Origin of the sequence: uncultured Rossellomorea sp. (genome assembly GCF_947488365.1) — a bacterium.
GTDB lineage: Bacteria > Bacillota > Bacilli > Bacillales > Bacillaceae_B > Rossellomorea.
On the sequence record NZ_CANKZT010000004.1, the window covers coordinates 360,404 to 382,652 of the forward strand.

General features: G+C 42.1%; 24 protein-coding genes and 1 riboswitch. Of the genes, 18 read left to right on the plus strand and 6 right to left on the minus strand.

What is annotated here, in order from left to right:
• Position 1: 1 nt before the first annotated feature.
• On the minus strand, positions 2-967 hold the full coding sequence (locus Q1B03_RS16230) for an ABC transporter substrate-binding protein (RefSeq protein ID WP_299743582.1): 966 nt from the start codon (positions 965-967) through the stop codon (positions 2-4).
• A 231-nt stretch (positions 968-1,198) separates the two neighbouring features.
• Between Q1B03_RS16230 and Q1B03_RS16235 the strand changes: the two genes are divergently transcribed.
• The 5 genes from Q1B03_RS16235 to Q1B03_RS16255 are packed head-to-tail and all read left to right on the plus strand — an operon-like array spanning position 1,199 to position 5,125.
• Positions 1,199-2,185, plus strand: coding sequence for an iron ABC transporter permease (locus tag Q1B03_RS16235; protein WP_299743585.1), 987 nt, complete (start codon positions 1,199-1,201; stop codon positions 2,183-2,185).
• A gap of 3 nt (positions 2,186-2,188) precedes the next feature.
• The gene (locus tag Q1B03_RS16240; protein WP_299743587.1) at positions 2,189-3,244 is read left to right on the plus strand and encodes an iron ABC transporter permease; all 1,056 of its coding nucleotides are present in this window, start codon (positions 2,189-2,191) and stop codon (positions 3,242-3,244) included.
• A gap of 15 nt (positions 3,245-3,259) precedes the next feature.
• A complete protein-coding gene (locus tag Q1B03_RS16245; RefSeq protein WP_044338193.1) occupies positions 3,260-4,078 on the plus strand; it encodes an ABC transporter ATP-binding protein in 819 nt (272 codons plus the stop codon).
• Entirely contained in the window at positions 4,075-4,833 is a 759-nt protein-coding gene (gene fhuF / locus Q1B03_RS16250; protein ID WP_299743593.1) for a siderophore-iron reductase FhuF, read from the plus strand. Before Q1B03_RS16245 ends, fhuF begins: the two co-directional genes overlap by 4 nt.
• Before the next feature lie 25 nt (positions 4,834-4,858).
• Positions 4,859-5,125, plus strand: coding sequence for a DUF2573 family protein (locus Q1B03_RS16255; RefSeq protein ID WP_299744014.1), 267 nt, complete (start codon positions 4,859-4,861; stop codon positions 5,123-5,125).
• Between the two features lie 289 nt (positions 5,126-5,414).
• Here the strand turns inward: Q1B03_RS16255 and Q1B03_RS16260 are convergent, their stop codons facing one another.
• Positions 5,415-5,762 (minus strand): spore coat protein, encoded by a 348-nt coding sequence (locus Q1B03_RS16260; RefSeq protein ID WP_299743596.1) that lies wholly within the window; start codon positions 5,760-5,762, stop codon positions 5,415-5,417.
• 16 nt (positions 5,763-5,778) lie between these two features.
• Positions 5,779-6,042, minus strand: coding sequence for a hypothetical protein (locus Q1B03_RS16265; RefSeq protein WP_299743599.1), 264 nt, complete (start codon positions 6,040-6,042; stop codon positions 5,779-5,781).
• Positions 6,043-6,357: 315 nt separating this feature from the next.
• On the opposite strand from Q1B03_RS16265, the gene Q1B03_RS16270 reads away from it, so the two are divergent.
• The gene (locus Q1B03_RS16270) at positions 6,358-7,275 is read left to right on the plus strand and encodes a proline dehydrogenase (RefSeq protein ID WP_299743602.1); all 918 of its coding nucleotides are present in this window, start codon (positions 6,358-6,360) and stop codon (positions 7,273-7,275) included.
• A gap of 215 nt (positions 7,276-7,490) precedes the next feature.
• Positions 7,491-8,954, plus strand: a complete 1,464-nt coding sequence (locus Q1B03_RS16275) for a potassium/proton antiporter (RefSeq protein ID WP_299743605.1) — start codon at positions 7,491-7,493, stop codon at positions 8,952-8,954.
• 109 nt (positions 8,955-9,063) lie between these two features.
• On the opposite strand, the gene Q1B03_RS16280 is transcribed toward Q1B03_RS16275, so the two are convergent.
• The 3 genes from Q1B03_RS16280 to Q1B03_RS16290 form a co-directional block, all read right to left on the minus strand.
• Positions 9,064-9,690 (minus strand): YitT family protein, encoded by a 627-nt coding sequence (locus Q1B03_RS16280; RefSeq protein ID WP_299743608.1) that lies wholly within the window; start codon positions 9,688-9,690, stop codon positions 9,064-9,066.
• A gap of 444 nt (positions 9,691-10,134) precedes the next feature.
• The gene (locus tag Q1B03_RS16285) at positions 10,135-10,272 is read right to left on the minus strand and encodes a YuzL family protein (RefSeq protein WP_299743611.1); all 138 of its coding nucleotides are present in this window, start codon (positions 10,270-10,272) and stop codon (positions 10,135-10,137) included.
• A 96-nt stretch (positions 10,273-10,368) separates the two neighbouring features.
• Positions 10,369-11,949 carry a bifunctional UDP-sugar hydrolase/5'-nucleotidase gene (locus tag Q1B03_RS16290; RefSeq protein WP_299743614.1) on the minus strand — a complete coding sequence of 527 codons (1,581 nt, stop codon included), beginning with the start codon at positions 11,947-11,949 and terminating at the stop codon, positions 10,369-10,371.
• A 239-nt stretch (positions 11,950-12,188) separates the two neighbouring features.
• On the opposite strand from Q1B03_RS16290, the gene Q1B03_RS16295 reads away from it, so the two are divergent.
• The 11 genes from Q1B03_RS16295 to Q1B03_RS16345 all read left to right on the plus strand — a co-directional run bounded on the left by Q1B03_RS16295 (position 12,189) and on the right by Q1B03_RS16345 (position 22,012).
• On the plus strand, positions 12,189-14,573 hold the full coding sequence (locus Q1B03_RS16295; protein WP_299743616.1) for a 3-hydroxyacyl-CoA dehydrogenase/enoyl-CoA hydratase family protein: 2,385 nt from the start codon (positions 12,189-12,191) through the stop codon (positions 14,571-14,573).
• A 37-nt stretch (positions 14,574-14,610) separates the two neighbouring features.
• A complete protein-coding gene (locus Q1B03_RS16300) occupies positions 14,611-15,789 on the plus strand; it encodes an acetyl-CoA C-acetyltransferase (RefSeq protein ID WP_148970072.1) in 1,179 nt (392 codons plus the stop codon).
• Positions 15,790-15,859: 70 nt separating this feature from the next.
• Positions 15,860-17,644, plus strand: coding sequence for an acyl-CoA dehydrogenase family protein (locus Q1B03_RS16305; RefSeq protein WP_299743621.1), 1,785 nt, complete (start codon positions 15,860-15,862; stop codon positions 17,642-17,644).
• A gap of 149 nt (positions 17,645-17,793) precedes the next feature.
• On the plus strand, positions 17,794-18,573 hold the full coding sequence (locus Q1B03_RS16310; RefSeq protein ID WP_299743624.1) for an SDR family oxidoreductase: 780 nt from the start codon (positions 17,794-17,796) through the stop codon (positions 18,571-18,573).
• 32 nt (positions 18,574-18,605) lie between these two features.
• Positions 18,606-18,908 (plus strand): helix-turn-helix transcriptional regulator, encoded by a 303-nt coding sequence (locus Q1B03_RS16315; protein ID WP_044338179.1) that lies wholly within the window; start codon positions 18,606-18,608, stop codon positions 18,906-18,908.
• A gap of 112 nt (positions 18,909-19,020) precedes the next feature.
• The gene (locus Q1B03_RS16320) at positions 19,021-19,377 is read left to right on the plus strand and encodes an arsenate reductase family protein (RefSeq protein WP_299744017.1); all 357 of its coding nucleotides are present in this window, start codon (positions 19,021-19,023) and stop codon (positions 19,375-19,377) included.
• 128 nt (positions 19,378-19,505) lie between these two features.
• Positions 19,506-19,889, plus strand: coding sequence for a glycine cleavage system protein GcvH (gene gcvH, locus Q1B03_RS16325; RefSeq protein WP_044338178.1), 384 nt, complete (start codon positions 19,506-19,508; stop codon positions 19,887-19,889).
• A gap of 429 nt (positions 19,890-20,318) precedes the next feature.
• Entirely contained in the window at positions 20,319-20,555 is a 237-nt protein-coding gene (locus Q1B03_RS16330; protein ID WP_299743636.1) for a YusG family protein, read from the plus strand.
• Between the two features lie 176 nt (positions 20,556-20,731).
• On the plus strand, positions 20,732-21,091 hold the full coding sequence (locus Q1B03_RS16335; RefSeq protein WP_044338481.1) for a toprim domain-containing protein: 360 nt from the start codon (positions 20,732-20,734) through the stop codon (positions 21,089-21,091).
• A gap of 2 nt (positions 21,092-21,093) precedes the next feature.
• Entirely contained in the window at positions 21,094-21,411 is a 318-nt protein-coding gene (locus Q1B03_RS16340; protein ID WP_299743642.1) for a thioredoxin family protein, read from the plus strand.
• 250 nt (positions 21,412-21,661) lie between these two features.
• A complete protein-coding gene (locus Q1B03_RS16345; RefSeq protein ID WP_299743645.1) occupies positions 21,662-22,012 on the plus strand; it encodes an SCP2 sterol-binding domain-containing protein in 351 nt (116 codons plus the stop codon).
• A 99-nt stretch (positions 22,013-22,111) separates the two neighbouring features.
• Positions 22,112-22,218: riboswitch (SAM riboswitch) on the plus strand.
• Positions 22,219-22,249 lie beyond the last annotated feature (31 nt).

Below are 22,249 nucleotides of genomic sequence, written 5' to 3' on the forward strand. Positions count from 1 at the left end.
GTTATTCCTGCTCCAGGAAAAACTTCTCGATATCATCAAGCATGGCATTCGCTGCCATAACGCCACCTGCAGTGTTCCAAATAGCATCGCTTACTTCATACACTTTATCTTGTTTTGCTACTTCAAGGTTTTGGAATAGAGGATCGTTCAGCCACTCTTCAGCAAGCTTGTTCGCTTCCCCATCACCCGTTTCATATGTGAAGTAGAATAACACATCTCCATCCATCGCAGGGATTCGCTCTTTCGTCACACCTTTTTCAGCAAAGTCATCAACATCCTGACCTTCAGGACGGGCAAATCCTAATTGATCCAGGATCACACCTGAGAATGAATCTTTATGGTAGATACGTACGTCACCTGCTAAAAAGCGTACCATAGATACTTCCTGGTTAAGTTTATCTCCAAGTTTTCCTTTAAGATCTTCAATTCGTTGGTCATACTCGGCTAAGACTTCTTGACCTTTTTCTTCTTTGTTTACTGCTTTAGCGTATAATTCAAAGTTTTCTTTCCAGTTACCGCGAAGTGTTTCCGCCATGACCGTTGGAGCGATGTCCTTCAACTGATTGTATTGTTCCTCTTGACGCATTTTGTTCCCGATAATCAGGTCCGGTTGAAGTTTTGCAATGGCTTCCATATTTAATTCGCTTTCAGTTCCGACGACTTCAACATTTTTCATATCGTCGGCAATATGATCGTACCAAGGATCGCCTGTCCAGGATTGTACTGCACCAACAGGTGTCACGCCCATAGAGAGAAGAGCCTCTGTTCCTTCATTTGTAAGGATGACAACTTTCTTAGGAGTTCCTTCGATTTCAGTCGTACCCATTGCGTGTTCTACTGTATAGGTTTCTTCTTTCTTATCATCGTTACTTGCAGATTCTTCTTTTTCCTCTTCATTATTCCCGCAAGCTGCTAAAAGTAGAAGGGAAGCGATGAGTAATAAAGACATAAAACTTCTTAATTTCATATGTATAAATCCTCCTGAAAAATAATTTGTGGTTGATAATGATTATCATTTATACTTTTTATATTAGTTGAGAAGGTTTTCATTGTCAACATCTAAATGATAATGATTTTCAAAGTCATTGACGGTTGTTTCATTCTTCTTTAAAATAGTAAAAGAAGAAAAGAACGTGAGCATTAATAGATTTTCCTTTCCTTATTGAATTTCAATAAGGGATAGAGAGGTTAACACATAATGAAAATTCAAAAACAATTTATTCTGTTTATAGGAACCATTCTTTTTCTCGTATTGTGTATAGGAGTCAGCATTGTCTTCGGGTATACGGATACGTCATGGAGAGTAGCGTTTGAAGCGTTTATCAACCCGGATGGATCGACTGAGCATATTGTGCTCCAGACAATCCGCTTACCGCGGGCACTTATCGCTGCGACAGTAGGGGCATCCCTCGCAATTTCAGGAGTCCTGATGCAGACCTTGACGAAGAATCCGTTAGCATCTCCCGGTATTTTCGGGATCAATGCCGGTGGTGCCTTTATGGTGGTAGTGGCGGTTACGTTATTTGGGGTAACCAATCTTCAATCCTTTACGTGGCTGGCGTTTTTAGGGGCTGGTTTAGCCGCTGTCGGAGTGTATGTCATCAGCTCAGTCGGGAATAAAGGCTTGACTCCCATGAAGCTGACGTTAGCAGGAGCAGCCATCACTGCGATGTTTTCGTCATTCACACAAGGTTTGCTTGTACTGAATGAAGCAGCCTTAGAGCAGGTATTATTCTGGCTTGCAGGCTCTGTTCAAGGGAGAAGCCTTGATATTTTATCCGGAGTATTTCCTTATATTGTGGCAGGCTGGATCCTTGCGCTCATGTTAGCAGGTAAAATGAATATACTTGCCATGGGAGAAGATGTTGCCAAAGGGTTGGGCCTTAAAACAGCCTTGATTAAATTTATCGCATTACTTGTTGTCGTACTGCTGGCTGGAGGTTCTGTTGCCGTTGCCGGTCCAATAGGCTTTATCGGAATTGTCATCCCTCATCTTGCCAGGAAAATCATTGGTGTAGATCATCGCTGGTTAATCCCTTACTCAGGATTACTCGGAGCGATTTTACTATTAGCCGCTGACATTGGAGCCCGTTACATCATCATGCCCCAGGAGGTGCCGGTTGGTGTTATGACAGCCATTATTGGTGCACCATTCTTCGTGTACGTTGCAAGGAAGGGGTTTTAACCGATGAATAGATTTATAGGAAAACGTTGGCTTCAGGACCGGGTTTCTATGCTCGTTGATTTATCAGCCATGAAAAAAATTATGATATTAGGGGTCATCACTTTACTCGTCCTGATAATGAGTACTGGAATAGGCGATTTGAAAATAGCACCTTGGAAGGTCGTTAGCGTCTTCTTTGGAGGCGGAACAAGTTTAGAACAGCTTGTTGTTACGTCTTTTCGACTTCCAAGGATTATCATTGCCCTGCTGGCCGGGATGGCATTGGCCGTGGCAGGGGGGATTTTACAGGGGATGATCCGAAACCCTTTGGCATCTCCCGACATTATCGGGATAACTGGAGGGGCAGGAGCAGCTGTCGTCGCTTTTCTGACCGTTTTCAGCAATGATGATAATACATTGATGGTCAGTATTAAATGGCTTCCTGTTGCTGCTTTTATAGGGGCGGCAGTCATTGCCTTTTTAGTTTATTTCTTGGCATGGAGAAAAGGTGTATCTCCTGTCAGGCTCGTGTTGATCGGAATCGGGATATCAGCTCTGACACAAGCATTGACAACACTTCTTATGATACTTGGCCCTATTTATAGAGCAAGCCAGGCAAACATTTGGATTACAGGTACCGTGAACGGGTCGGATTGGCAGGACGTATGGATTCTGCTTCCGTGGAGCCTGGTCTTTATCCTGTTAAGCTTCTTTATAACCCGTCAATTGAATATCCAGGAACTTGGGGAAGAAATTGCTACAAGTGTTGGAGGGAACGTTCAGCGACAACGCTTTTTGCTTCTATTGATGTCAACGGCTTTAGTAGGGGGGGCGGTTGCCTTTGCAGGAGGAATTGGCTTTGTAGGCTTGATGGCTCCTCATATGGCAAGAAGAATGGTTGGATCTTCTTTCGGTGCGTTACTTCCGACTGCTGCCTTTATCGGTGGAATCCTCGTGATGGTAGCAGATTTGATAGGCAGAACTCTATTCCTGCCGCTGGAAGTTCCAGCCGGAGTATTTACAGCAGCAATCGGAGCACCATATTTTATCTATCTTTTATTTAAAACAAGAAATTCTTAAAGGAGTTGGCCATTAATGAGTGACATTTTACAAACGAAGGATTTGACTCTATCTTACGGGGAACGAACGATTATTGATGAATTGAATATTGACATTCCAAAAGGGGAGATTTCGGTCTTTATCGGTGGAAATGGCTGCGGGAAATCCACTCTTCTTCGTTCCATTGCCAGATTGCTTAAGCCGAAACAAGGATCGGTTCTGTTAGATGGGGAAGCAATCTCTCGTTTATCAACGAAAGAAGTCGCTCGTAAAATGGCCATTCTCCCTCAATCGCCAACGGCTCCTGAGGGGTTGACCGTCCTGCAGCTGGTAAAGCAAGGTCGTTATCCTCACCAAACCTGGCTGAAGCAGTGGTCCCATAAGGATGAAGAAATTGTCCAGGATGCACTGAAGGCAACGAAGATGGAAGAGCTGCAGCACCGGAAAGTGGATGAACTTTCAGGGGGACAGAGACAGCGTGCCTGGATCGCCCTGACATTAGCGCAAGACACAGACATCATTTTGTTGGATGAACCGACTACCTATCTCGATATGACCCATCAAATTGAAATTCTTGATTTACTATTCGAACTCAACGAGAAAGAACAGCGAACAATTGTCATGGTACTGCACGATCTGAATTTAGCCTGTCGCTATGCTCATAATATTGTTGCCATCCGTGATAAGCAAATTTATGCCCAAGGGAAGCCTGAAGATGTGATTAGTTGTGAGCTGGTGAAGAATGTGTTTGATATGGATTGTCAGGTATCCCGAGATCCTTTGTTTGGAACCCCGCTATGCATCCCATTTGGTAAAGGCCGTTGCATTCTGAATGCCGTGGGTGAGACGGGATGAATGCTCTCACCCAAGAACAGTGGGAGACCCTTAAGAAATATCGTTTTCATAAAGAGTGGTCACCTGCTTTTAAAGGGGAAGAAGCAAGCTCATTTTTAGATGAGGAAGGGATGAAGGCTTACCTTTCTGAAAGGGTTGCATTAATTGGAACAGAGGATCTCAAAGTAGCGGCTTCCTTATTCATGAAACGATATGCTTTCGTAGCGGCAATGGGCTTGATGGCGATGACATATTGGAATAAGAAATTAAACCTTAAACCGGAAAATCTTATTCTCATAGATGGAGACAAGAATGGTTTATGGATGCCCCAGTTTTATATAAAAGACGCATCCGTTACTGAATTTACTTCTCATAAGGAAAAAGAGGCATTTATTCAGTCGGTTTTTCGGGAGCATCTTGATAAAGTGATTCAGGTGTTAAAGAAAACGACGAAGCTATCTAATCTCATACTGTGGGAAAACATCGCCGTATATGTTTTCTGGATATACGAGAATGATGCCTTCCTTTTAAGTGAAGGAATGAGAAAGCAGAGGGATGAACAATTCCGTCAGTTGCTTTTGGATGAACACAGCCAATGGTTCGGTCGCTATCACAGAAATCCACTAGCCCGTTACTATAGTAGTAAAGTAAATGTAGAAGGTGTAACGGAAAACGTTCGTGTTCGCAAAACGTGCTGCTTCTCCTATAGACTGGAAAATGGAGAACAGTATCGCTGTAAAACATGTCCGCAAACCTGTCGAGTGAAAAGGACATAGCTCAATATTCACAAGGAGGTTTAAGATAATGAAAGAATTTCCCGAACAATTTGATGCATTGATTGAAAAGTACACTGAGCTATTAGTAGGTGAGACCGATTCGGACAAGAAAGAAATGGTCACCCAGTACGCTCTTTATTCATTCATCGCGAAAAACATGCCTGCTCTCGTGAAGCATTGGAATTCTTTATATCCTGAGGGGAAAGATGAGATGAAACGGATTGTTGGAGAGATAAAAGTGATGAATGAAGCTCATCGCGCTGAAATGAATAGGAAAAAGAATGAAGAGTAAAAATTTTAATGTGGAAGTACCCTTCCTTGTATAAGAGGGTGCTTTTTTATTTTATTTTGATCGGGACAGGGAGGCAGAGGGAGGTTTTAAACGAGTTTGTGGGATCTATTATTGACATTTGCTCGCTTATTATCGACTTTCAAACTTTTATTTTCAAAACTTTACTTTTATTTTCAATTTGCCAAAAATGCCCCGTCTCATCCCGATAAGCTACTAACTCGTAGCTATACCAGCCTCACCCCAAACGCACTTCCCAACAAAAAAGGCAGACCAGCGTCTGCCTTCTGCATTATTGAACCTGACCGCCATACCCATAGGGAAATTGAGAAGAATACTGCTGGTGCTGTTGATACGATTGTTGAATCTTTTGACTGTCGGCAGCCTCGAGCTTGTACCAGCCTTTGCGGAACATTTCATTGTAAAGCTCGCGTTGAGCATTTTGTGTTTCATTAAAAATTGTAAGTAGGTCTTGATATAGTGCTTGATGACTCGCTTCGTTCAGAGCTGTACAATAAGAAGCCGTCATATATTTCTCGTGAGACAGGACATCGGTGATGAAGTCACGATCATTCGTCTGTGGTGTAGCCGGTACTTGAGTCTGGGGATTTTGGATTTTTTGCTGATTTTGTTGATTCATATAAGAGAACTCCTTTCTACATCATGTTTTGGTTTTGGTTAGTCGTGTTCAAATGTGCTAGTAGTTGTTGATAGTGACGCTGATGCATCTGCCCGCACTTATCCAGCTCAGCTTTAATCTCAGCATCCTGACAATGAGCTGCGGCGAAATGACACTTTTTCATAGCATTTAAATTCCAAGCAAGCATGTCATTTAAATATAATGAATCCTTTGTGGTAAGCATCTGTGGCGGCTCCGTATAGGCTTGTTGCTGGCTTCCTTGTTGAGGTTGTTGTTGCATATTCTTTTCCTCCTTTTCATTCCTTCAATTGACTTTCTTAATATGATCAATAGGTAATATTACCCTGTATACGACCCCTTAAGAAAGTTTTATAATCATAGGGCAAAGGTTATTTTTCCTAATGCTCAACATGATTATTCACGTGTATACAAATTTCGATAATATTCTACTAAGAACGTATTGAAAGTATATTCAAAACGCTTAAAAGGTGATAAAATGTTGGTAGATATATTATAGTACGAACATTTTCTTTTTTAGCAATAAAGAAAACGGTTTCATAGTATGATGTATATGTTTTTTCAGGGGGTAAGCAACATGGAGCAAGCAATGCGTAATTTCTTTTTATTCCTTTCAAAAAATAAGCCGATGACAAAGCTCGCTAAGAAATATGGCCTGCGTTTTGGAGCCGGCCGATTCGTTGCAGGGTCTTCGATTCTGCAGGCAGTTGAGGTTATTCGCGAACTGAATAGTCAGAATCTTGTTGTAACGATCGACTATTTAGGAGAGTTTGTGGACAATGAGCGTGAAGCAAACGAAATGGCACTAGAATGTGTAGAGGCTGTTCGTGCAATCGGGAGAGAAAACCTGAAATCTCAGCTGTCCCTAAAGATGACATCAATGGGGCTGGATATTTCCGAAGAGGTTGTCATGAAGAATATGCGATTGATTCTTGATGAAGCAACCAAGCATAATGTATTCGTGACCATTGATATGGAGGACTACTCCCGTTGTGGGAAGACCATTGATATCTTCAAGCGGTTAAAGTCTGAGTATGATAACATCGGCACGGTTATACAAGCCTATTTATATAGAACAGAAAAGGATATGGATGATCTGAATGCGTATTCCCCCAATCTGCGTCTAGTAAAAGGGGCCTATAAAGAGTCACCTGAAGTTGCGTTTCCCGAAAAGAAGGATGTAGACGATAATTTCAAAAAAATTATTAAAACTCATCTATTAAACGGCAATTATACAGCCATTGCCACACACGATGATGAGATGATCGAATATACGAAAAGACTCGTGGAAGAGTACAATATCCCACGTGATCAATTCGAGTTTCAAATGCTGTTTGGTATCCGTGTGGAACGGCAGCATGAACTGGTCAAAGAAGGCTACAAAATGCGCGTATACGTTCCGTACGGTACTGACTGGTATGGATACTTTATGAGAAGACTGGCTGAAAGACCAGCCAACGTCGCCTTTGTTTTAAAAGGTGTCATGAAGAAATAATTGCAATTAGTGATAAGACTCTGTGGATGTTCATGGAGTCTTATTTTTGTTTATAGGCGAAGCCAGCCATCCCTAGTTAAGAAGAGAAGGTATCCCTAAACGACTAATGGGAATATTATTGCTGAATAGAAGAGAGAAGAGGCTTTTTAATTGTTACGGTATTCACAATATAATATAATAAAAGTGAATAATCTTCATGAATAAGAGGCGATAAAATGGAAATCACCATTGATAATTTGACTTTACTGCTTGGCCTCTTGCTTTTAGTCGGTGTCATAACCGCCAAGTTCTCCACCAGATTAGGCGTCCCCTCACTTATATTATTTATCATCGTAGGTATGGTACTAAATACATATTTCTTCTTCGATAATGCTCCAATGACACAATTCATCGGAACACTTGCTTTAATCATCATTTTGTTTGAAGGTGGACTTCAGACAAAATGGAGCAATGTGAAAAGTGTCTATAAACCTTCATTATCACTGGCAACCATTGGAGTCATTGTGACCACACTTTCGATTGGGGTGGCAGCAAAGTTCATCCTCGATGTAAGCTGGCTGGAAGGGATGTTATTTGGGGCAATCGTTGGTTCGACGGACGCTGCAGCGGTTTTCTCCGTTTTAGGCAACAAAAACATCAAACCGAAAATTTCTTCTACACTGGAAGCTGAATCAGGCAGTAACGATCCGATGGCAATCTTTTTGACGGTAGCTTTTTTGCAATTGATCCAATTTCCCGGATTAAATCCTGCTACCTTGATTTTAAGCTTTTTTTGGCAAATGGGCATGGGCCTGGTACTTGGGCTGGCGCTTGGATGGGCATCGGTGTGGATCATTAATCGGATCAATCTTGATTCATCCGGTTTGTATCCTGTTCTGTCCATTTCACTGGCTATCTTCACTTACGCATTTACCAGCATTCTTGAAGCGAGTGGTCTATTAGCTGTCTATATCATGGCGATCGTAGTAGGGAATCAGGAATTGACCTATCGACATTCCATTGTCCGTTTTAATGAAGGGTTTGCGTGGATGATGCAAATCGTCATGTTTATCCTGCTCGGATTATTGGTTTTCCCTCAGCATTTGCCAAGCATTGCGTGGCAAGGGATCGTCCTATCGATTCTATTGATTGTAGTAGCGAGACCACTGGGAGTGTATCTAAGTCTTGCCCTGGCAAAGAGTTTCTCCATTAAAGAAAAGTTCTTCATCTCATGGGCAGGTTTGAAGGGCGCGGTACCAATCGTATTGGCAACGTATCCAATGGTTGCCAATATCGAAAACAATGAAGTCATCTTCAACGTCGTGTTTTTCGTTGTTCTTCTATCCGCTCTGATACAAGGAACGACCATCTCACCTTTAGCCAACTATCTGAATCTTGCTGGGGAAGAAAAACCGCCAATCGCTCACAGCATAGAACTCGTTTCAATCGGTAAAACAAACAATGAAATGCTCGAAGTTCTCATCAACGACGATGCCTATATTACAAACAAGGCGATCAAGGACATCAATCTGCCTGAGAAAACATTGATTTCAGGGGTTATCCGCAACAATGAACTGATCACTCCAATGGGTGACACTGTCATCAAAGCAAATGATACACTTTATGTGCTTGCAAATAAGAGCCAGAGAAAGCGTATCAATGAGCTCTTGAATTCTAAAGGGGGATTAAGTTCCACGTAAACAGAACAATTGGTGCCGGGCACGAGCCACCCCTCATTCAGGATGAGCCAAAATATATCAATAATAAAAAAGCAATCTTCCACTTGGAAGATTGCTTTTTTATTATTGATTAGTCAGCAGAGACAGCTGCTTTACCCAATGATTTTCTTTCAAAGAGCTGTTCGAACATTGGGAAGCTATATTGAACCACGAATCCTAATAGGAGCGTAACAATGATCGTACCGATTCCGATATCTCCCTTAAACAGGAATGCCAGTGACAGGGCAAATCCTTCACTGATGATTCGCGAATTACGAAGATTTAATCCGAAACGCGTATGGATGGCCACCATAAGTGTATCCATAGGGCTAGCAGGGAATTTAGCCTGTAAGTAAATCGCAATTCCAAGTCCCATTGTCAAAATACCTGAAGCAAGGGTGAACACCTGATTCATCAGCATCTCGGGAGCGTAATCATTAAAGACGACCAGTAACCAAAAATCAATCAAAAGGCCAATCACAAGAATGGACCCCGCAGCCAATACATCAGGCTTCTTCTTCATAATAAGAGCATTAAGGCCGATCAGTACAATCCCATTTATGAAAACAGCGGTTCCAACCGTAATCCCAAACATATTCGATTCCCCAACGGCCAGGGCATCCCAGGCAGAGGCACCTAAACCAGATTTAATAATCAGGGCAACACCCATTGTCAAAATAAAAAGTCCAATCGTAAAAAACAAAAGTCTGCGTTTCATTCACATAGTCTCCTTTACTGTAAACGTTCTCATTACTGTACTTTAAAAAACAGACGAGCTACCTTAGGTTGTGATAGATAAAGTAGGAGGTCTGACAACTTAGAATTTATATTCTTAGTTTACTGTAAAAGTGGGGACAAGGCAAAGTTAATTTTTGTATGGGGAAGGGAAAAGTTTGGGGATTAGTGTGTGGTTAGGAAGGGAGGGGAATAGTGTTTGTGTTTAGCGGAATTTGTCGAACGGTCGATATATTGATAACAAGGTTGATTAAATGAAAGAACGGTCGATAAATCCGGATAACGGTTGATATATCGAAATAACGGTCGATAAATTTCCCAAAGCCTTTTAAATCCCCAACGAATCGCCAATCACCCACCCCGATCCCATCATCCCACGAAAAAAAGCGCCTGATCAGCAAAATCAGGCGCAATTTCCTAAAACACACTATGGTTGCTTCTTAAATTGGTTGTTTTGACTGTTTCTTTTTCCGCCGCCGTCCAAATCAACGGTAGGACCAGCGTCCCCCTTCACACTTGCTGCACTCACTCCAGCCTTGGAAGGATTTTTCTTATGCTTAGCCATGTCGAACACCTCCATTACTAAGATTCCCGGATCCTATAAATTTTATGATGTTCTATATGCAGAAGAGGGACGGACCTTCACGGAGGTCCGTCCCTCTTAATCGACAACAACTTTCCAATTGTGATTACAGGCAGCTTTTATCGTTTTATATTTGAGGAAGTGGTCAGCAATCAGCTCGGTCATGTCGATTTGTATTTCTTTGATAATCGGTTTGTTCTTGAACATGGTGTATTCCCCGCCGCCACCTGCCCGGTAATTGTTCATGACGACTTGGTAATGTTTATTTTCTTGCAGGGGCTCCCCGTTGAAAAGCAGGGAAGTAACCCGCTTTCCTATTGGATGGCTGATATTCAACACGTAGTCAATTCCTTCCCACATATCATAGTTATAATGCTGAGGTTTAGGAGTGGTGAAATTCGGATTCACACTAAGCGATCCTGCTTGGTTCACAGCGAAATAAGATGCCGAACGCTCAAGGGCAAGACGTATGTCTCTCCCTGTTATTTCGAGAACGATTAACGTATTTGGATAGATATAATTAGACACGATATCCCTCATTGTGACCATATTCGGCAGCCCCCGTTGAGATTCACTGAATAGTGCGGTTGCTGAAATGGAAACATCAGCTGCCTCCATTTGTACGCGGTGAATGAACTCAATGAATGGATGTTCCCTGATACGAGCCTCGAATGTATCTTCTATCAGCATATTTCCTTCAATCGTACCTATGGGTTGGTCAAGCCAGGACTGTGTTTTGCTTTCAACCTCCCAGGCTAAGGAAAGGACATTTTTATCGGCCTCGATTCCCTCCATGGAAACGATCTGAGTCTCCTTGTTTAACACAGTCCATCCTTGCTTGTTTCGTTGTAACTCAATGGTTACTTGTCCGATAGTCCCACCATACATTCCCGGCTGTACGATTGAAATCCCATTGATGGTGCCGGCAAGTTTTCGGTGTTGATGACCAGTGAGCAGCACATCGATTCCTTTTACTTCCTGACAAATTTTATAGCCTTGGTTTTCACCAGTTTGTCTCTCAGTCGTTAAACCCGTTTGAATATCTCTTTCGAAACCTCCATGATACGACACAATCATCACATCAGGTTTTTCTACTTTGTGTATGTAGGAAATCCAACTCTGAGTTGAGGTAAAGGCATCTTTAAATTCCAGATCTGCTATGTGAGAGGGCTTTTCCCAGTTTGGAATATAATGTGTCGTCACGCCAAGCACGGCTGCTTTTACCCCGTTAGGTAGTACTTTGATGAAGTAAGGGAGCCCAAAGTAAGGTTTCTTCGTCCTATTATCAAGGATATTTGCTGATAAAAAAGGAAACTCTGCATCTTGTTGCGCTTTACGTAAGGGTTCCATCCCATAATTGAATTCATGGTTGCCAATCACGGCTGCATCATAATTCATTTCATGTAAAATTGAAACAAAAGGGTTTGGCAAATGACGAGCTTGTTTCATATAATAATAAGTAAGGGGAGTGCCTTGATAGAGATCTCCATTATCAATGACCAGAACATTCCCGGTTTGTTTTCGTACACTTTTAATAAAGGTTGCCAGTTTACCTAAACCAACAGTTGCCTTCTCCTTCGTTCCATATAAGTAAGGGAATATATGTCCATGAATATCACTGGTTTCAAGTATCGTTATAGATGTTGTATGGTTTTTCATTCGAACCTCCATATCCTGAAAAAGGCATTATAGTGTTATCAAGTCTACATTATGGAGGAAGAAGATGACAAAGTAAAAACATCAAAGTTTTTGTAAAATTTATCATTTTTACTCTTTTAAATATTGCGATATTTTAGAAAATCAGATATATTAGATGTAACAGGAACTCATTCGAGTCTTTTTTTTGAGTAAAAAATGAATGACTATTCATTCAAAGTGTGTAAAAGGGGGAAATACCATTGGTTCGTAGAATTCAGAAAGCCGCAGTGTTAGGATCAGGAGTCATGGGTTCAGGAATTGCCGCTCACCTTGCAAATATCGGCATCCCGACAATGTTATTAGATATCGTACCAAGAGAATTAACCGACGAACATAAAGCAAAGGGACTGACAGAAGAGAGCAAGGCGTTTCGCAATCAATTTAGTGAAAACGCTTTAAAAAAGCTCTTTAAACAAAAACCGGCGCCATTGACTTCAAAGCAAAACGCTTCACTCATTACAGCAGGCAACTTCGAGGATGACCTTCAAAATATCGGGGATTGTGACTGGGTCATTGAGGTAGTCGTTGAGAATTTAGATATCAAGAAAAAAGTGTTCGAACAAGTGGAACGATACCGTAAACCGGGAAGCATCATAAGTTCAAATACATCCGGGATTTCAATCGAGGCTATGTCAGAAGGGCGAAGCGATGATTTCCAAAAGAATTTCTTAGGCACGCATTTCTTCAATCCGCCTCGTTATTTAAAGCTTCTTGAAGTGATTCCGACGAAGAACACGGATCCGGAAGTAGTCAGCTTCATGAAGACATTTGGAGAAGATGTGCTCGGTAAGGGTGTCGTGATGGCGAAAGATACACCAAACTTCATTGCAAATCGCATCGGAACCTATGGATTGCTCATCACTGTTCAAGAAATGCTGAAAGGCGGCTACTCTGTAGGAGAAGTTGATTCCATTACGGGTCCAACGATCGGAAGACCGAAAAGTGCCACTTTCCGTACACTTGATGTGGTCGGACTTGATACATTCGCTCATGTTGCGAAGAATGTGTACGACCAAGTGGAAGGGGAAGAGCAGAAGGTGTTTGAAGTACCGGCCTTCATGCAGAAGATGCTTGAAAATGGCTGGCTTGGGAGCAAGAGCGGCCAGGGATTTTTCCTGAAACAAGGAAAAGAGATCCTGGAGCTTAATCCTGAAACGATGGATTATCAGCCACGTCAAAAGCTGAAAACCGCTTCTCTTGAAATGGCGAAGAATGAAAAAGGATTAAAGAATAAAATAAAATCACTTGTCTATGCGAAAGATCAAGCAGGCATGCTCCTATGGAATATCGTGTCCCCGGTGTTAAATTATTCAGCCCGGCTGCATGGTGAAATCGCTGATGATATCGTAGGCATCGACCAGGCCATGAAATGGGGCTTCGGATGGGAAATGGGCCCATTTGAAACATGGGATGCAATCGGTGTTGAAAAATCTGTGACCCGCATGAAGGAAGAAGGCCTAAAGGTACCTGAGTGGGTAGAAACGATGCTCGCTGAAGGTCACTCCACTTTCTATAAAGAAGAAGATGGAGAGCGTTACTTCTATCACAATGGAGACTACCAACTTGTAGAGCGAAACCCGAAGGCACTCGACTTAAAGGCTCTTAAGAAGCAAGGAAAGCTTATCAAAAAGAATTCCGGAGCAAGCTTAATAGATATCGGAGATGGAATCGCGCTTCTTGAGTTCCATTCTCCAAATAACGCGATCGGAATGGACATAACGCAAATGATCAATTTTGCAGTGGATGAAGTAGAGAAGAATTATAAAGGACTCGTCATCGGAAACCAGGGCAAGAACTTCTGTGTAGGAGCAAATCTTGCCATGATCCTGATGGAAGCACAGGATGACAACGTATTTGAAATCGATATGGTCGTCAGGCACTTCCAGCAGGCGATGATGAAGATCAAATATTCATCCAAGCCAGTGGTAGCCGCACCATTCGGCATGACATTAGGCGGCGGGAGCGAAGTTTGCTTACCGGCTGCTCACATCCAGGCTTCCATGGAAACGTACATGGGCTTAGTCGAAGTCGGTGTTGGATTAATCCCTGGAGGCGGCGGAAACAAAGAACTTTATATGAAGCACTTAGCGAACCTTCCAAATGGAGTGGAATTCGATCTTCAAAAAGTAGCCAATAAAGTATTCGAATCAATTGCAATGGCGAAGGTTTCCACATCTGGTGATGAAGCAAGAGACAACAACTTCTTAAATAATGCGGATGGAGTAAGTGTAAACAATGATCATCTGTTATACGATGCAAAACAGGCTGCACTAAGCCTATACGAAGGTGGATACTCAGCTCCGATCCGCAAGAAGGTACCCGTTGTAGGTGAAACAGGATATGCAACCCTTCTTCTTGGAGCTCAATCCATGCTCCAATCAGGCTTCATTTCAGAACATGATCTGATGATCGCGAAAAAGCTTGCTTACGTGATCGCAGGCGGAAAAGTACCATATGGAACAGAAGTAGACGAACAGTACTTGTTGGATCTTGAAAGAGAAGCATTCCTGAGTCTTGTTGCTCAGCCTAAATCACAGCAAAGAATGCAGCACATGCTTGTAAAAGGAAAACCATTACGCAATTAATCAGCGTTTATATCATATTAGAAAGCGGGGGAATTTCATGCGCGAAGCAGTCATTGTTGCTGGTGCAAGAACACCAGTCGGAAAGTCAAGAAAAGGATCATTAGCACAGGTGCGGCCAGATGATCTTGGGGCACTTGTAGTTAAAGAAACCCTCAAACGTGCAGGAAACTATGAAGGCAACATCGATGATCTGATCATCGGATGCGCGATGCCTGAAGCAGAACAAGGGTTAAACATGGCTAGAAATATCGGTGGTCTTGCGGGCCTGCCTGATTCAGTACCGGCAATCACGATTAACCGATATTGTTCATCCGGGTTGCAATCCATTGCTTATGCTGCAGAAAAAATCATGCTTGGGCACTCTGATACAGCGATTGCAGGTGGAGCTGAATCCATGAGTCTTGTTCCGATGATGGGTCACGTAGTCCGCCCGAATGCCAAGCTTGCTGAAAATGCGCCTCAATACTATATGAGTATGGGGCATACAGCTGAGCAGGTGGCAAGAAAGTTCGGAGTATCCCGTGAAGATCAGGATGCATTTGCGGTAAGAAGTCACCAAAAAGCGGCAAAAGCTATTGCTGAAGGGAAATTCGACGATGAAATCGTACCGGTTGATGTGCTTCATCGTTCAGTAAGCAATGAAAATAAACTGGTGGAGAAATCATTCCAATTTTCAAAAGACGAAGGGGTACGTGCTGAAACAAGCTCGGAAGTTCTGGCTAAGTTACGCCCGGCTTTCAATGTGAAGGGCTCTGTAACGGCAGGGAACTCATCCCAGACGAGTGACGGAGCAGCTGCTGTCATGGTGATGGATAGAGAAAAGGCTGGTTCATTAGGACTGCAACCAATGGCGAAGTTCAGAAGCTTTGCAGTAGCCGGAGTTCCGCCGGAAATCATGGGAATCGGTCCAGTCGAGGCGATTCCACGGGCTTTGAAGATGGCGGGATTGGAGCTGTCGGATATCGGACTATTTGAACTGAACGAAGCATTCGCTTCTCAGTCCATCCAAGTCATTCGTCAGCTGGGTCTGGATGAAGAAAAAGTGAACGTAAACGGTGGAGCCATCGCTCTTGGTCATCCGCTGGGCTGTACAGGTGCGAAGCTGACCCTTTCCCTCGTACACGAAATGAAACGCAGAAACCAGCAATTCGGTATCGTCACCATGTGCATCGGAGGCGGAATGGGTGCAGCCGGCGTCTTTGAATTAATAGGTTAATAGGAGGGACGGACCTCGAATGCCGAGGCCCACTGCTCCTTCAAAATAATAATTTTTAGGGGGATTCGAAATGGCGAATCAAACAGAAAAGCTGATCAAGGGTGGAAGTTTTTTAATTGAAGATGTAAGCTGTGAGCAAGTTTTCACACCGGAGGAATACTCTGATGAACAAAAAATGATTGCCAAAACAACCGAGGATTATGTGTTGAATGAAGTTGTACCTGTCATCGATAATCTGGAAAACCATGAATTTGACCACTCCGTTCGCCTGTTAAAAGAAGCGGGGGATCTTGGCCTTTTGGGTGCTGACGTTCCTGAAGAGTACGGCGGATTGGGCCTGGATAAAGTGAGCTCGGCACTGATTGCTGAAAAAATGTCACGTGCAGGCGGATTCTCCATCTCTCACGGTGCACACGTTGGAATCGGGTCACTGCCAATCGTTCTGTTCGGAAACGAAGAACAAAAGCAAAAATATCTTCCTCCATTGGCGACTGGTGAAAAACTGGCAGCATACGCATTAACGGAGCCGGGTTCAGGTTCAGATGCACTGGGTGCTAAAACGACAGCTAAATTGAATGCAGAAGGTACTCACTACATTTTAAATGGTGAGAAGCAGTGGATCACAAACTCTGCATTTGCTGATGTATTCGTTGTGTATGCGAAAATCGATGGGGAGCATTTCTCGGCGTTCATCGTAGAAAAAGAGTTCCCAGGCGTTTCAACTGGGCCGGAAGAGAAGAAAATGGGTATCAAAAGCTCATCCACCCGTACATTAATCCTGGAAGATGCTGAAATTCCAGTGGAAAACCTTCTTGGTGATGCAGGGAAAGGCCATATCATTGCTTTCAATATCTTAAACATCGGCCGTTATAAATTAGGGGTAGGAGCTGTCGGAGCGAGTAAACGTGCATTAGAGGTAACGGTACAATACACGAATCAACGTCAGCAATTTAAAACTCCAATTTCTGCTTTCAACCTGACAAAAGAAAAACTGGCAACAATGGCGTCTAAATTATATGCAGCAGAAAGCTCCGTTTACCGTACAGTAGGATTGTTCGAGGATCGCATGAGCAAGCTTACGGATGAAGAAGTGAAGAACGGAACAGAAGTGGCAAAATCAATTGCAGAATACGCGATTGAGTGTTCACTGAATAAATTCTTCGCAACAGAAGTACTGGATTATGTAGTAGATGAAGGTGTTCAACTTCACGGAGGATACGGATTCATGCAGGAATATGAAATTGAAAGAATGTACCGTGACTCCCGTATCAACCGCATTTTTGAGGGAACAAACGAAATCAACCGCCTTCTGGTTCCTGGCACGTACCTTCGTAAAGCAATGAAAGGTGAACTTCCATTACTTCAAAAGGCACAGGCCCTTCAAGAGGAATTGATGATGCTTATGCCTGAAGAAGTAGGAGATGAGCCACTGGCTCAAGAAAAATACCTTGTGAAAAACGCGAAGAAAATCGGCTTGATGCTATCTGGTTTAGCGGCTCAAAAGTTCGGTAAAGCCCTTGAAAAAGAACAGGAAATTCTTGTGAACATTGCCGATATCGTTTCGAACGCATACGCGATGGAATCCGTTGTTCTTAGAACAGAAAAAGCCATTCAAAAAGGTGGAGTAGAGAAAGCTCAGCAAAAACTTCTTTACACACAAATCTTCTGTCAAGAAGCATTCAATGAAATCGAACAACATGCCAAAGAAACGCTGGTAGCAACTGAAACGGGTGACACACTGCGCATGATGCTATCCGCACTCCGTAAATTCACCCGCCATACACCGATCAACGTGATCGCAGTCAAACGAGCGGCATCTGAAAAGCTGATAGACGCACAAAAATATACAGTTTAATTAAGTAGTTTAAGGGACGGACCTCTGAAATGGAGGTCCGTCCCTTAATTTTGTTCATAACTTGACATCTACAACTCAATTAATTATTATATGTTTAAACACTTAAACGTTTAAGTGTTTAAACATTAAAGATAAGGTGGTAATCATAGATGAATAAAACAGTATTAATTACAGGGGCTTCAAGTGGTATAGGCTTGCACTTTAGTCATAAATTTGCAGGTTCAGGTCATGATGTGATTCTTGTAGCAAGAAGTGAGGAGAAGCTTCGTATTCTATCAAAAGAAATTAAAAGTAAGTACGGTGTGAAAGCATATGTCATACCATCAGACCTTTCCGAACCAGGAGCATCGGAAACGTTATATGAGGAAGTCAAAGCAAAAGGGATCCAGGTGGATTTCCTAATCAATAATGCAGGATTCGGATTGTTTGGGGAGTTTGAGCGAACTGAACTATCCAAAGAACTGGACATGATTCAAGTGAATATCACTGCCCTTACAGAGCTAAGTAAGTATTTTGGAAAAGAAATGGTGGGCAGAAATAGTGGACAAATTCTGAATGTAGCATCAACAGCAGCATTCCAGCCGGGTCCATTAATGGCCGTTTACTATGCAACAAAAGCGTATGTCCTTTCATTCTCAGAAGCCTTGGCGAATGAATGGGCACCGCACGGAGTGAAAGTAACCGCTTTGTGCCCAGGAGCTACCCAAACGGGGTTCAGTGATGCAGCTGACCTGAAGTCTTCAAAACTATTTCAGTCTGGTGTGATGAGTGTGGAAGAAGTGGTAGATGAGGGATATAACCAAATGATGACGAAGAACAAAACAGTTATCATCCCAGGTTTCAAAAATAGAATGCTGACCCAGTCCATCCGTTTTATGCCGAGGAAAATGGTCACAAATATTGTTCGCAAGGTGCAAGAACGGGTATAATTGAATGTGAATGAGTTTGAAGGGAGAAGACTATGGGTCAAAAAGCAATTGATACATTTCGTGCTTGCATTCCATTATTTCAAGCGCTAAGTGATCCTTATCGTCAGGACATAATATTACTTCTTGCCGAACAAGAACCTCTTACGGTTAATCAGATAACTGAAAATCTAACTTTATCCCGCCCTGCTGTTTCTCATCACTTAAAGATCCTGAGAGATCAACAATTAGTTTCTTTAGAGCAAAAAGGAACCCAGCGCTTCTATTCTCTTGAATTGGATAATGCAACTGTCCTACTAAAGGAACTGGTTGAAACGGTTGAAAAACAATGTGAGTAATGTTTCACAAAAGAAGGATAATAAAGAATATTGTCGAATGTAGAGATAGATTCGAGGAATGTGTATTCTGGATGGGGAGTCCCCATCCAGATAAATGAAAGGTGGTGGAATGATGTCGTTGTCTTTTTATTCATATCCGAAGTGTGGTACGTGCCGGAAAGCAAAGAAGTGGCTGGAAGATGAAAACATAGCATTTAATGAAATACATATCGTTGAAACCCCCCCTACAAAAGACGAGCTTAAAAACCTACATGAAAAGAGCGGATTACCTCTTAAGAAGTTCTTTAATACAAGTGGTAAAAAGTATCGGGAATTAGGCTTGAAAGATAAAGTAAACTCGGCTTCCGATGAGGAATTATTAGAAATACTTTCCACGGACGGGATGCTGATCAAGCGTCCAATCACTACGGATGGAAGTAAGGTGACAGTTGGTTTCAAGGAAGAAACCTTTGAAGAAACCTGGAAGTAAAAAGAGGTCTGGGATTACCAAATCATGGACAATGAAAAAGTTTCATTATTCATGCTAGGTTTTCTTGCTTTTTTAATGAAAAGTGTGTCAATATTAGGTTGTATAACTAGCATTTGGAGGGATAGAGAATGAGTACACCGAAAGAACTTCGTTATTCTGAAGAACATGAGTGGGTCAAAGTTGAAGGGGAAAATGTACGAGTGGGAATCACATCATTTGCACAATCTGAACTGGGCGATATCGTATTCGTTGAGTTACCAGAGGTTGGAGATGAGATCAAAGCGGACGAGCCGTTCGGTAGTGTTGAATCGGTTAAAACCGTTTCTGAGCTATATGCACCTGTATCCGGTAAGGTGGTAGAAGTGAATGAAGAGCTGTCTGATAGCCCTGAGTTCGTGAACGAATCACCTTATGAAAAAGCTTGGATGATCGTTGTTGAACCTTCAGACGCTGGAGAAGTAGACAAGCTTATGACAGCTGAACAGTATGACGAAATGATTAATGAAGGATAATTTCTACCATGCACCTTGAGAATTTCTCAAGGTGTTTTGTTTTTTATTTTGGGCACCATATGAGTAGACGTTTTTTATAAGAAAGCTCTTTTCGCAACAATTGTTGTTCTTAATATATAGACTGCCAGTGCTGTGTGATTCAGTGTGAACTAGGTGGTGAGGGGAAGTTCTCCTCTTTCAGCTAGTATTCGAACGAGCAACCCAGCTTAGCAGAACAGGGCCTCATGCTTAGAAGGTTGATTCTCGCTGCAGGTGCTCGACTCCTGCGGGAATAGCGGGAAAGTTGAGACCCCACAGGGCAAAGCCCGAGGAGGCTCAACTCACGCCCCGCGGAAAGCGAGCACCTGGAGCGGAAATCAACCACTGCACGCTTTATTAAAACAACAAAGTTTACGAAAAATGCCTTCTAAAAAGAAAGGATGAATACGTATGGTGCTCAAGCCTAAGAAATTAGATGTAACCAACAGGGTGACAGGAAAACTGAAAAATGGTGAAGTAGAACTATATTTGGATAATCAGCCAATCGGCAGAATGGCTTTACCTCTTGATGGATTAAGCATGGAGCCAAACTTTGAAGCAAAAGAAAATAAAATTTATCAAAGCTACACTTCCACGGAAGGCGATCAAGCAAGATACACAGATTGTGATGAGGGTGGCTGGTGTTAGAAATGCCCATGGTGCCAGATTCGACAATGAATCTGGCACCATTTGTATAAGCAGATAGGCAAACCACTTGCGCATTTTTTTATAAACATGAGAAAATATAAGTAGAAAGTGGACATCATCTCTTGTTATTTGAATATACTATCGTAATCTTATTTCTGAAAGATAAGGTGATGATCATGATGGAACTTGACGAAAAAGTAATCATTGTCGAAGGAACAACTGACAAACGAAAAGTGAAAGATATCATCAAAGAACCGATTGAAATTATTTGTACAAACGGGACCATTAGCATTACGAAAATGGACGAACTCATTGATGCATTATTGGAAAGGGATGTCTATATCCTCGTAGATGCTGATGATGCAGGTGAAAAATTACGAAAGCAATTTAAACGTGAGTTTCCTGAAGCTGAACATTTGTACATTGATCGTATGTACAAGGAAGTGGCAGCAGCTCCCGAGTATCACCTGGCGTCTGTCCTGATTGGAGCCAATATAGACGTTCATAAAGAATATTTAGGAAAAAGGATGATCTAGTTTTGATTGAGGTAAGTAATACCGAAGCATTAAACGATCTGATTGAAGGCCATACGCTTGAAGCCGTTTACCTTTATACACCGATGTGTGGCACCTGTCAGGTGGCAAGTAAAATGATTGACGTAGTGGAAAAGCTTCCGCAATCTTTTCATTTTGTGAAGGCCAACTTGAATTATTTGCCCCAATTTGCGGAAGAACAATCCATCGAAAGTGTACCCTGCTTGCTATTATTTAAGGATGGAGTCGAGTGGGAGAGGATTTATGCCTTCCAATCCGTGCCATTTCTATATGAAACCTTAAACAAGATCACTGATCGTTAGAGGGATAAGAGACCTTTTGGGAGAAGGTCTTTTTTATATGTCTCTTTCTAAACGATTTTCTTTCTACAAACGAAGACATATTTCTCGGGAAATATTGCGAATGGCATCATTTTTTGACTAGTATCCATCCAAATTCTTACTGTTCGACAAATTAGATGAATACGTTCAAAACATGTCGAGAAAGTATAAAAGGGAAAAATACCTAAAAGTGGAATTGTAATAATATAGAAGTTTCACTGGGAGGGTATTCATGCGAATATATTTAGAGGAATTAGTAGATCAGTGTCATTCAAGATATCACTTACGACTCTTATTTCCAGACAGCCCATTTGTTCTTCATTTTGATTGTGGAAAAGATTTGTACGGTATTTCTATTTCGAGCAAGGGATGCGATGTATTAGATGATTTGAGTGAAGACGCTCATTTCGTAATTGAAGGAATGGAGGAAAAAGTGGTTTCCCTACTCACAGGGGAAGAACGGTTGTCTCAACTGATCGAAGCCGGGGCACTTGAAATCAGAGGAGGGTATCGACCGCTTCTATTTGTTGAATCTGTCCTTTGGCTTACGAGGTCAAGGGGAAAAGAGCCGGTGAAAGTTTAAAAAATAATTGACACACTCTATAACCGATGATAGAATCTCTCTTGTAGCAAATTTTCAGAGTCTTTAACTATTTAAAAAAATTTAATAATCGATACTTTACTCTTATTAAGAGAGGTGGAGGGACGTGCCCTATGAAGCCCGGCAACCGTCAATGAAAATTGAAATGGTGCCAATTCACTCAAAGCATTTGCTTTGAAAGATGAGAGAAAGGATAGTCCTATATGATTATGCCTTTCT

Coding starts and splice junctions, on each gene's coding strand:
- Q1B03_RS16345 (WP_299743645.1), top strand. CDS start 21,662: ATGCGAATATATTTAGAGGAATTAGTAGATCAGTGTCATTCAAGATAT.
- Q1B03_RS16300 (WP_148970072.1), top strand. CDS start 14,611: ATGCGCGAAGCAGTCATTGTTGCTGGTGCAAGAACACCAGTCGGAAAG.
- Q1B03_RS16320 (WP_299744017.1), top strand. CDS start 19,021: ATGTCGTTGTCTTTTTATTCATATCCGAAGTGTGGTACGTGCCGGAAA.
- Q1B03_RS16245 (WP_044338193.1), top strand. CDS start 3,260: ATGAGTGACATTTTACAAACGAAGGATTTGACTCTATCTTACGGGGAA.
- Q1B03_RS16280 (WP_299743608.1), bottom strand. CDS start 9,690: ATGAAACGCAGACTTTTGTTTTTTACGATTGGACTTTTTATTTTGACA.
- Q1B03_RS16290 (WP_299743614.1), bottom strand. CDS start 11,949: ATGAAAAACCATACAACATCTATAACGATACTTGAAACCAGTGATATT.
- Q1B03_RS16230 (WP_299743582.1), bottom strand. CDS start 967: ATGAAATTAAGAAGTTTTATGTCTTTATTACTCATCGCTTCCCTTCTA.
- Q1B03_RS16305 (WP_299743621.1), top strand. CDS start 15,860: ATGGCGAATCAAACAGAAAAGCTGATCAAGGGTGGAAGTTTTTTAATT.
- Q1B03_RS16265 (WP_299743599.1), bottom strand. CDS start 6,042: ATGCAACAACAACCTCAACAAGGAAGCCAGCAACAAGCCTATACGGAG.
- Q1B03_RS16235 (WP_299743585.1), top strand. CDS start 1,199: ATGAAAATTCAAAAACAATTTATTCTGTTTATAGGAACCATTCTTTTT.
- Q1B03_RS16335 (WP_044338481.1), top strand. CDS start 20,732: ATGATGGAACTTGACGAAAAAGTAATCATTGTCGAAGGAACAACTGAC.
- Q1B03_RS16260 (WP_299743596.1), bottom strand. CDS start 5,762: ATGAATCAACAAAATCAGCAAAAAATCCAAAATCCCCAGACTCAAGTA.
- Q1B03_RS16310 (WP_299743624.1), top strand. CDS start 17,794: ATGAATAAAACAGTATTAATTACAGGGGCTTCAAGTGGTATAGGCTTG.
- Q1B03_RS16315 (WP_044338179.1), top strand. CDS start 18,606: ATGGGTCAAAAAGCAATTGATACATTTCGTGCTTGCATTCCATTATTT.
- fhuF (WP_299743593.1), top strand. CDS start 4,075: ATGAATGCTCTCACCCAAGAACAGTGGGAGACCCTTAAGAAATATCGT.
- Q1B03_RS16240 (WP_299743587.1), top strand. CDS start 2,189: ATGAATAGATTTATAGGAAAACGTTGGCTTCAGGACCGGGTTTCTATG.
- Q1B03_RS16285 (WP_299743611.1), bottom strand. CDS start 10,272: ATGGCTAAGCATAAGAAAAATCCTTCCAAGGCTGGAGTGAGTGCAGCA.
- gcvH (WP_044338178.1), top strand. CDS start 19,506: ATGAGTACACCGAAAGAACTTCGTTATTCTGAAGAACATGAGTGGGTC.
- Q1B03_RS16275 (WP_299743605.1), top strand. CDS start 7,491: ATGGAAATCACCATTGATAATTTGACTTTACTGCTTGGCCTCTTGCTT.
- Q1B03_RS16330 (WP_299743636.1), top strand. CDS start 20,319: ATGGTGCTCAAGCCTAAGAAATTAGATGTAACCAACAGGGTGACAGGA.
- Q1B03_RS16270 (WP_299743602.1), top strand. CDS start 6,358: ATGGAGCAAGCAATGCGTAATTTCTTTTTATTCCTTTCAAAAAATAAG.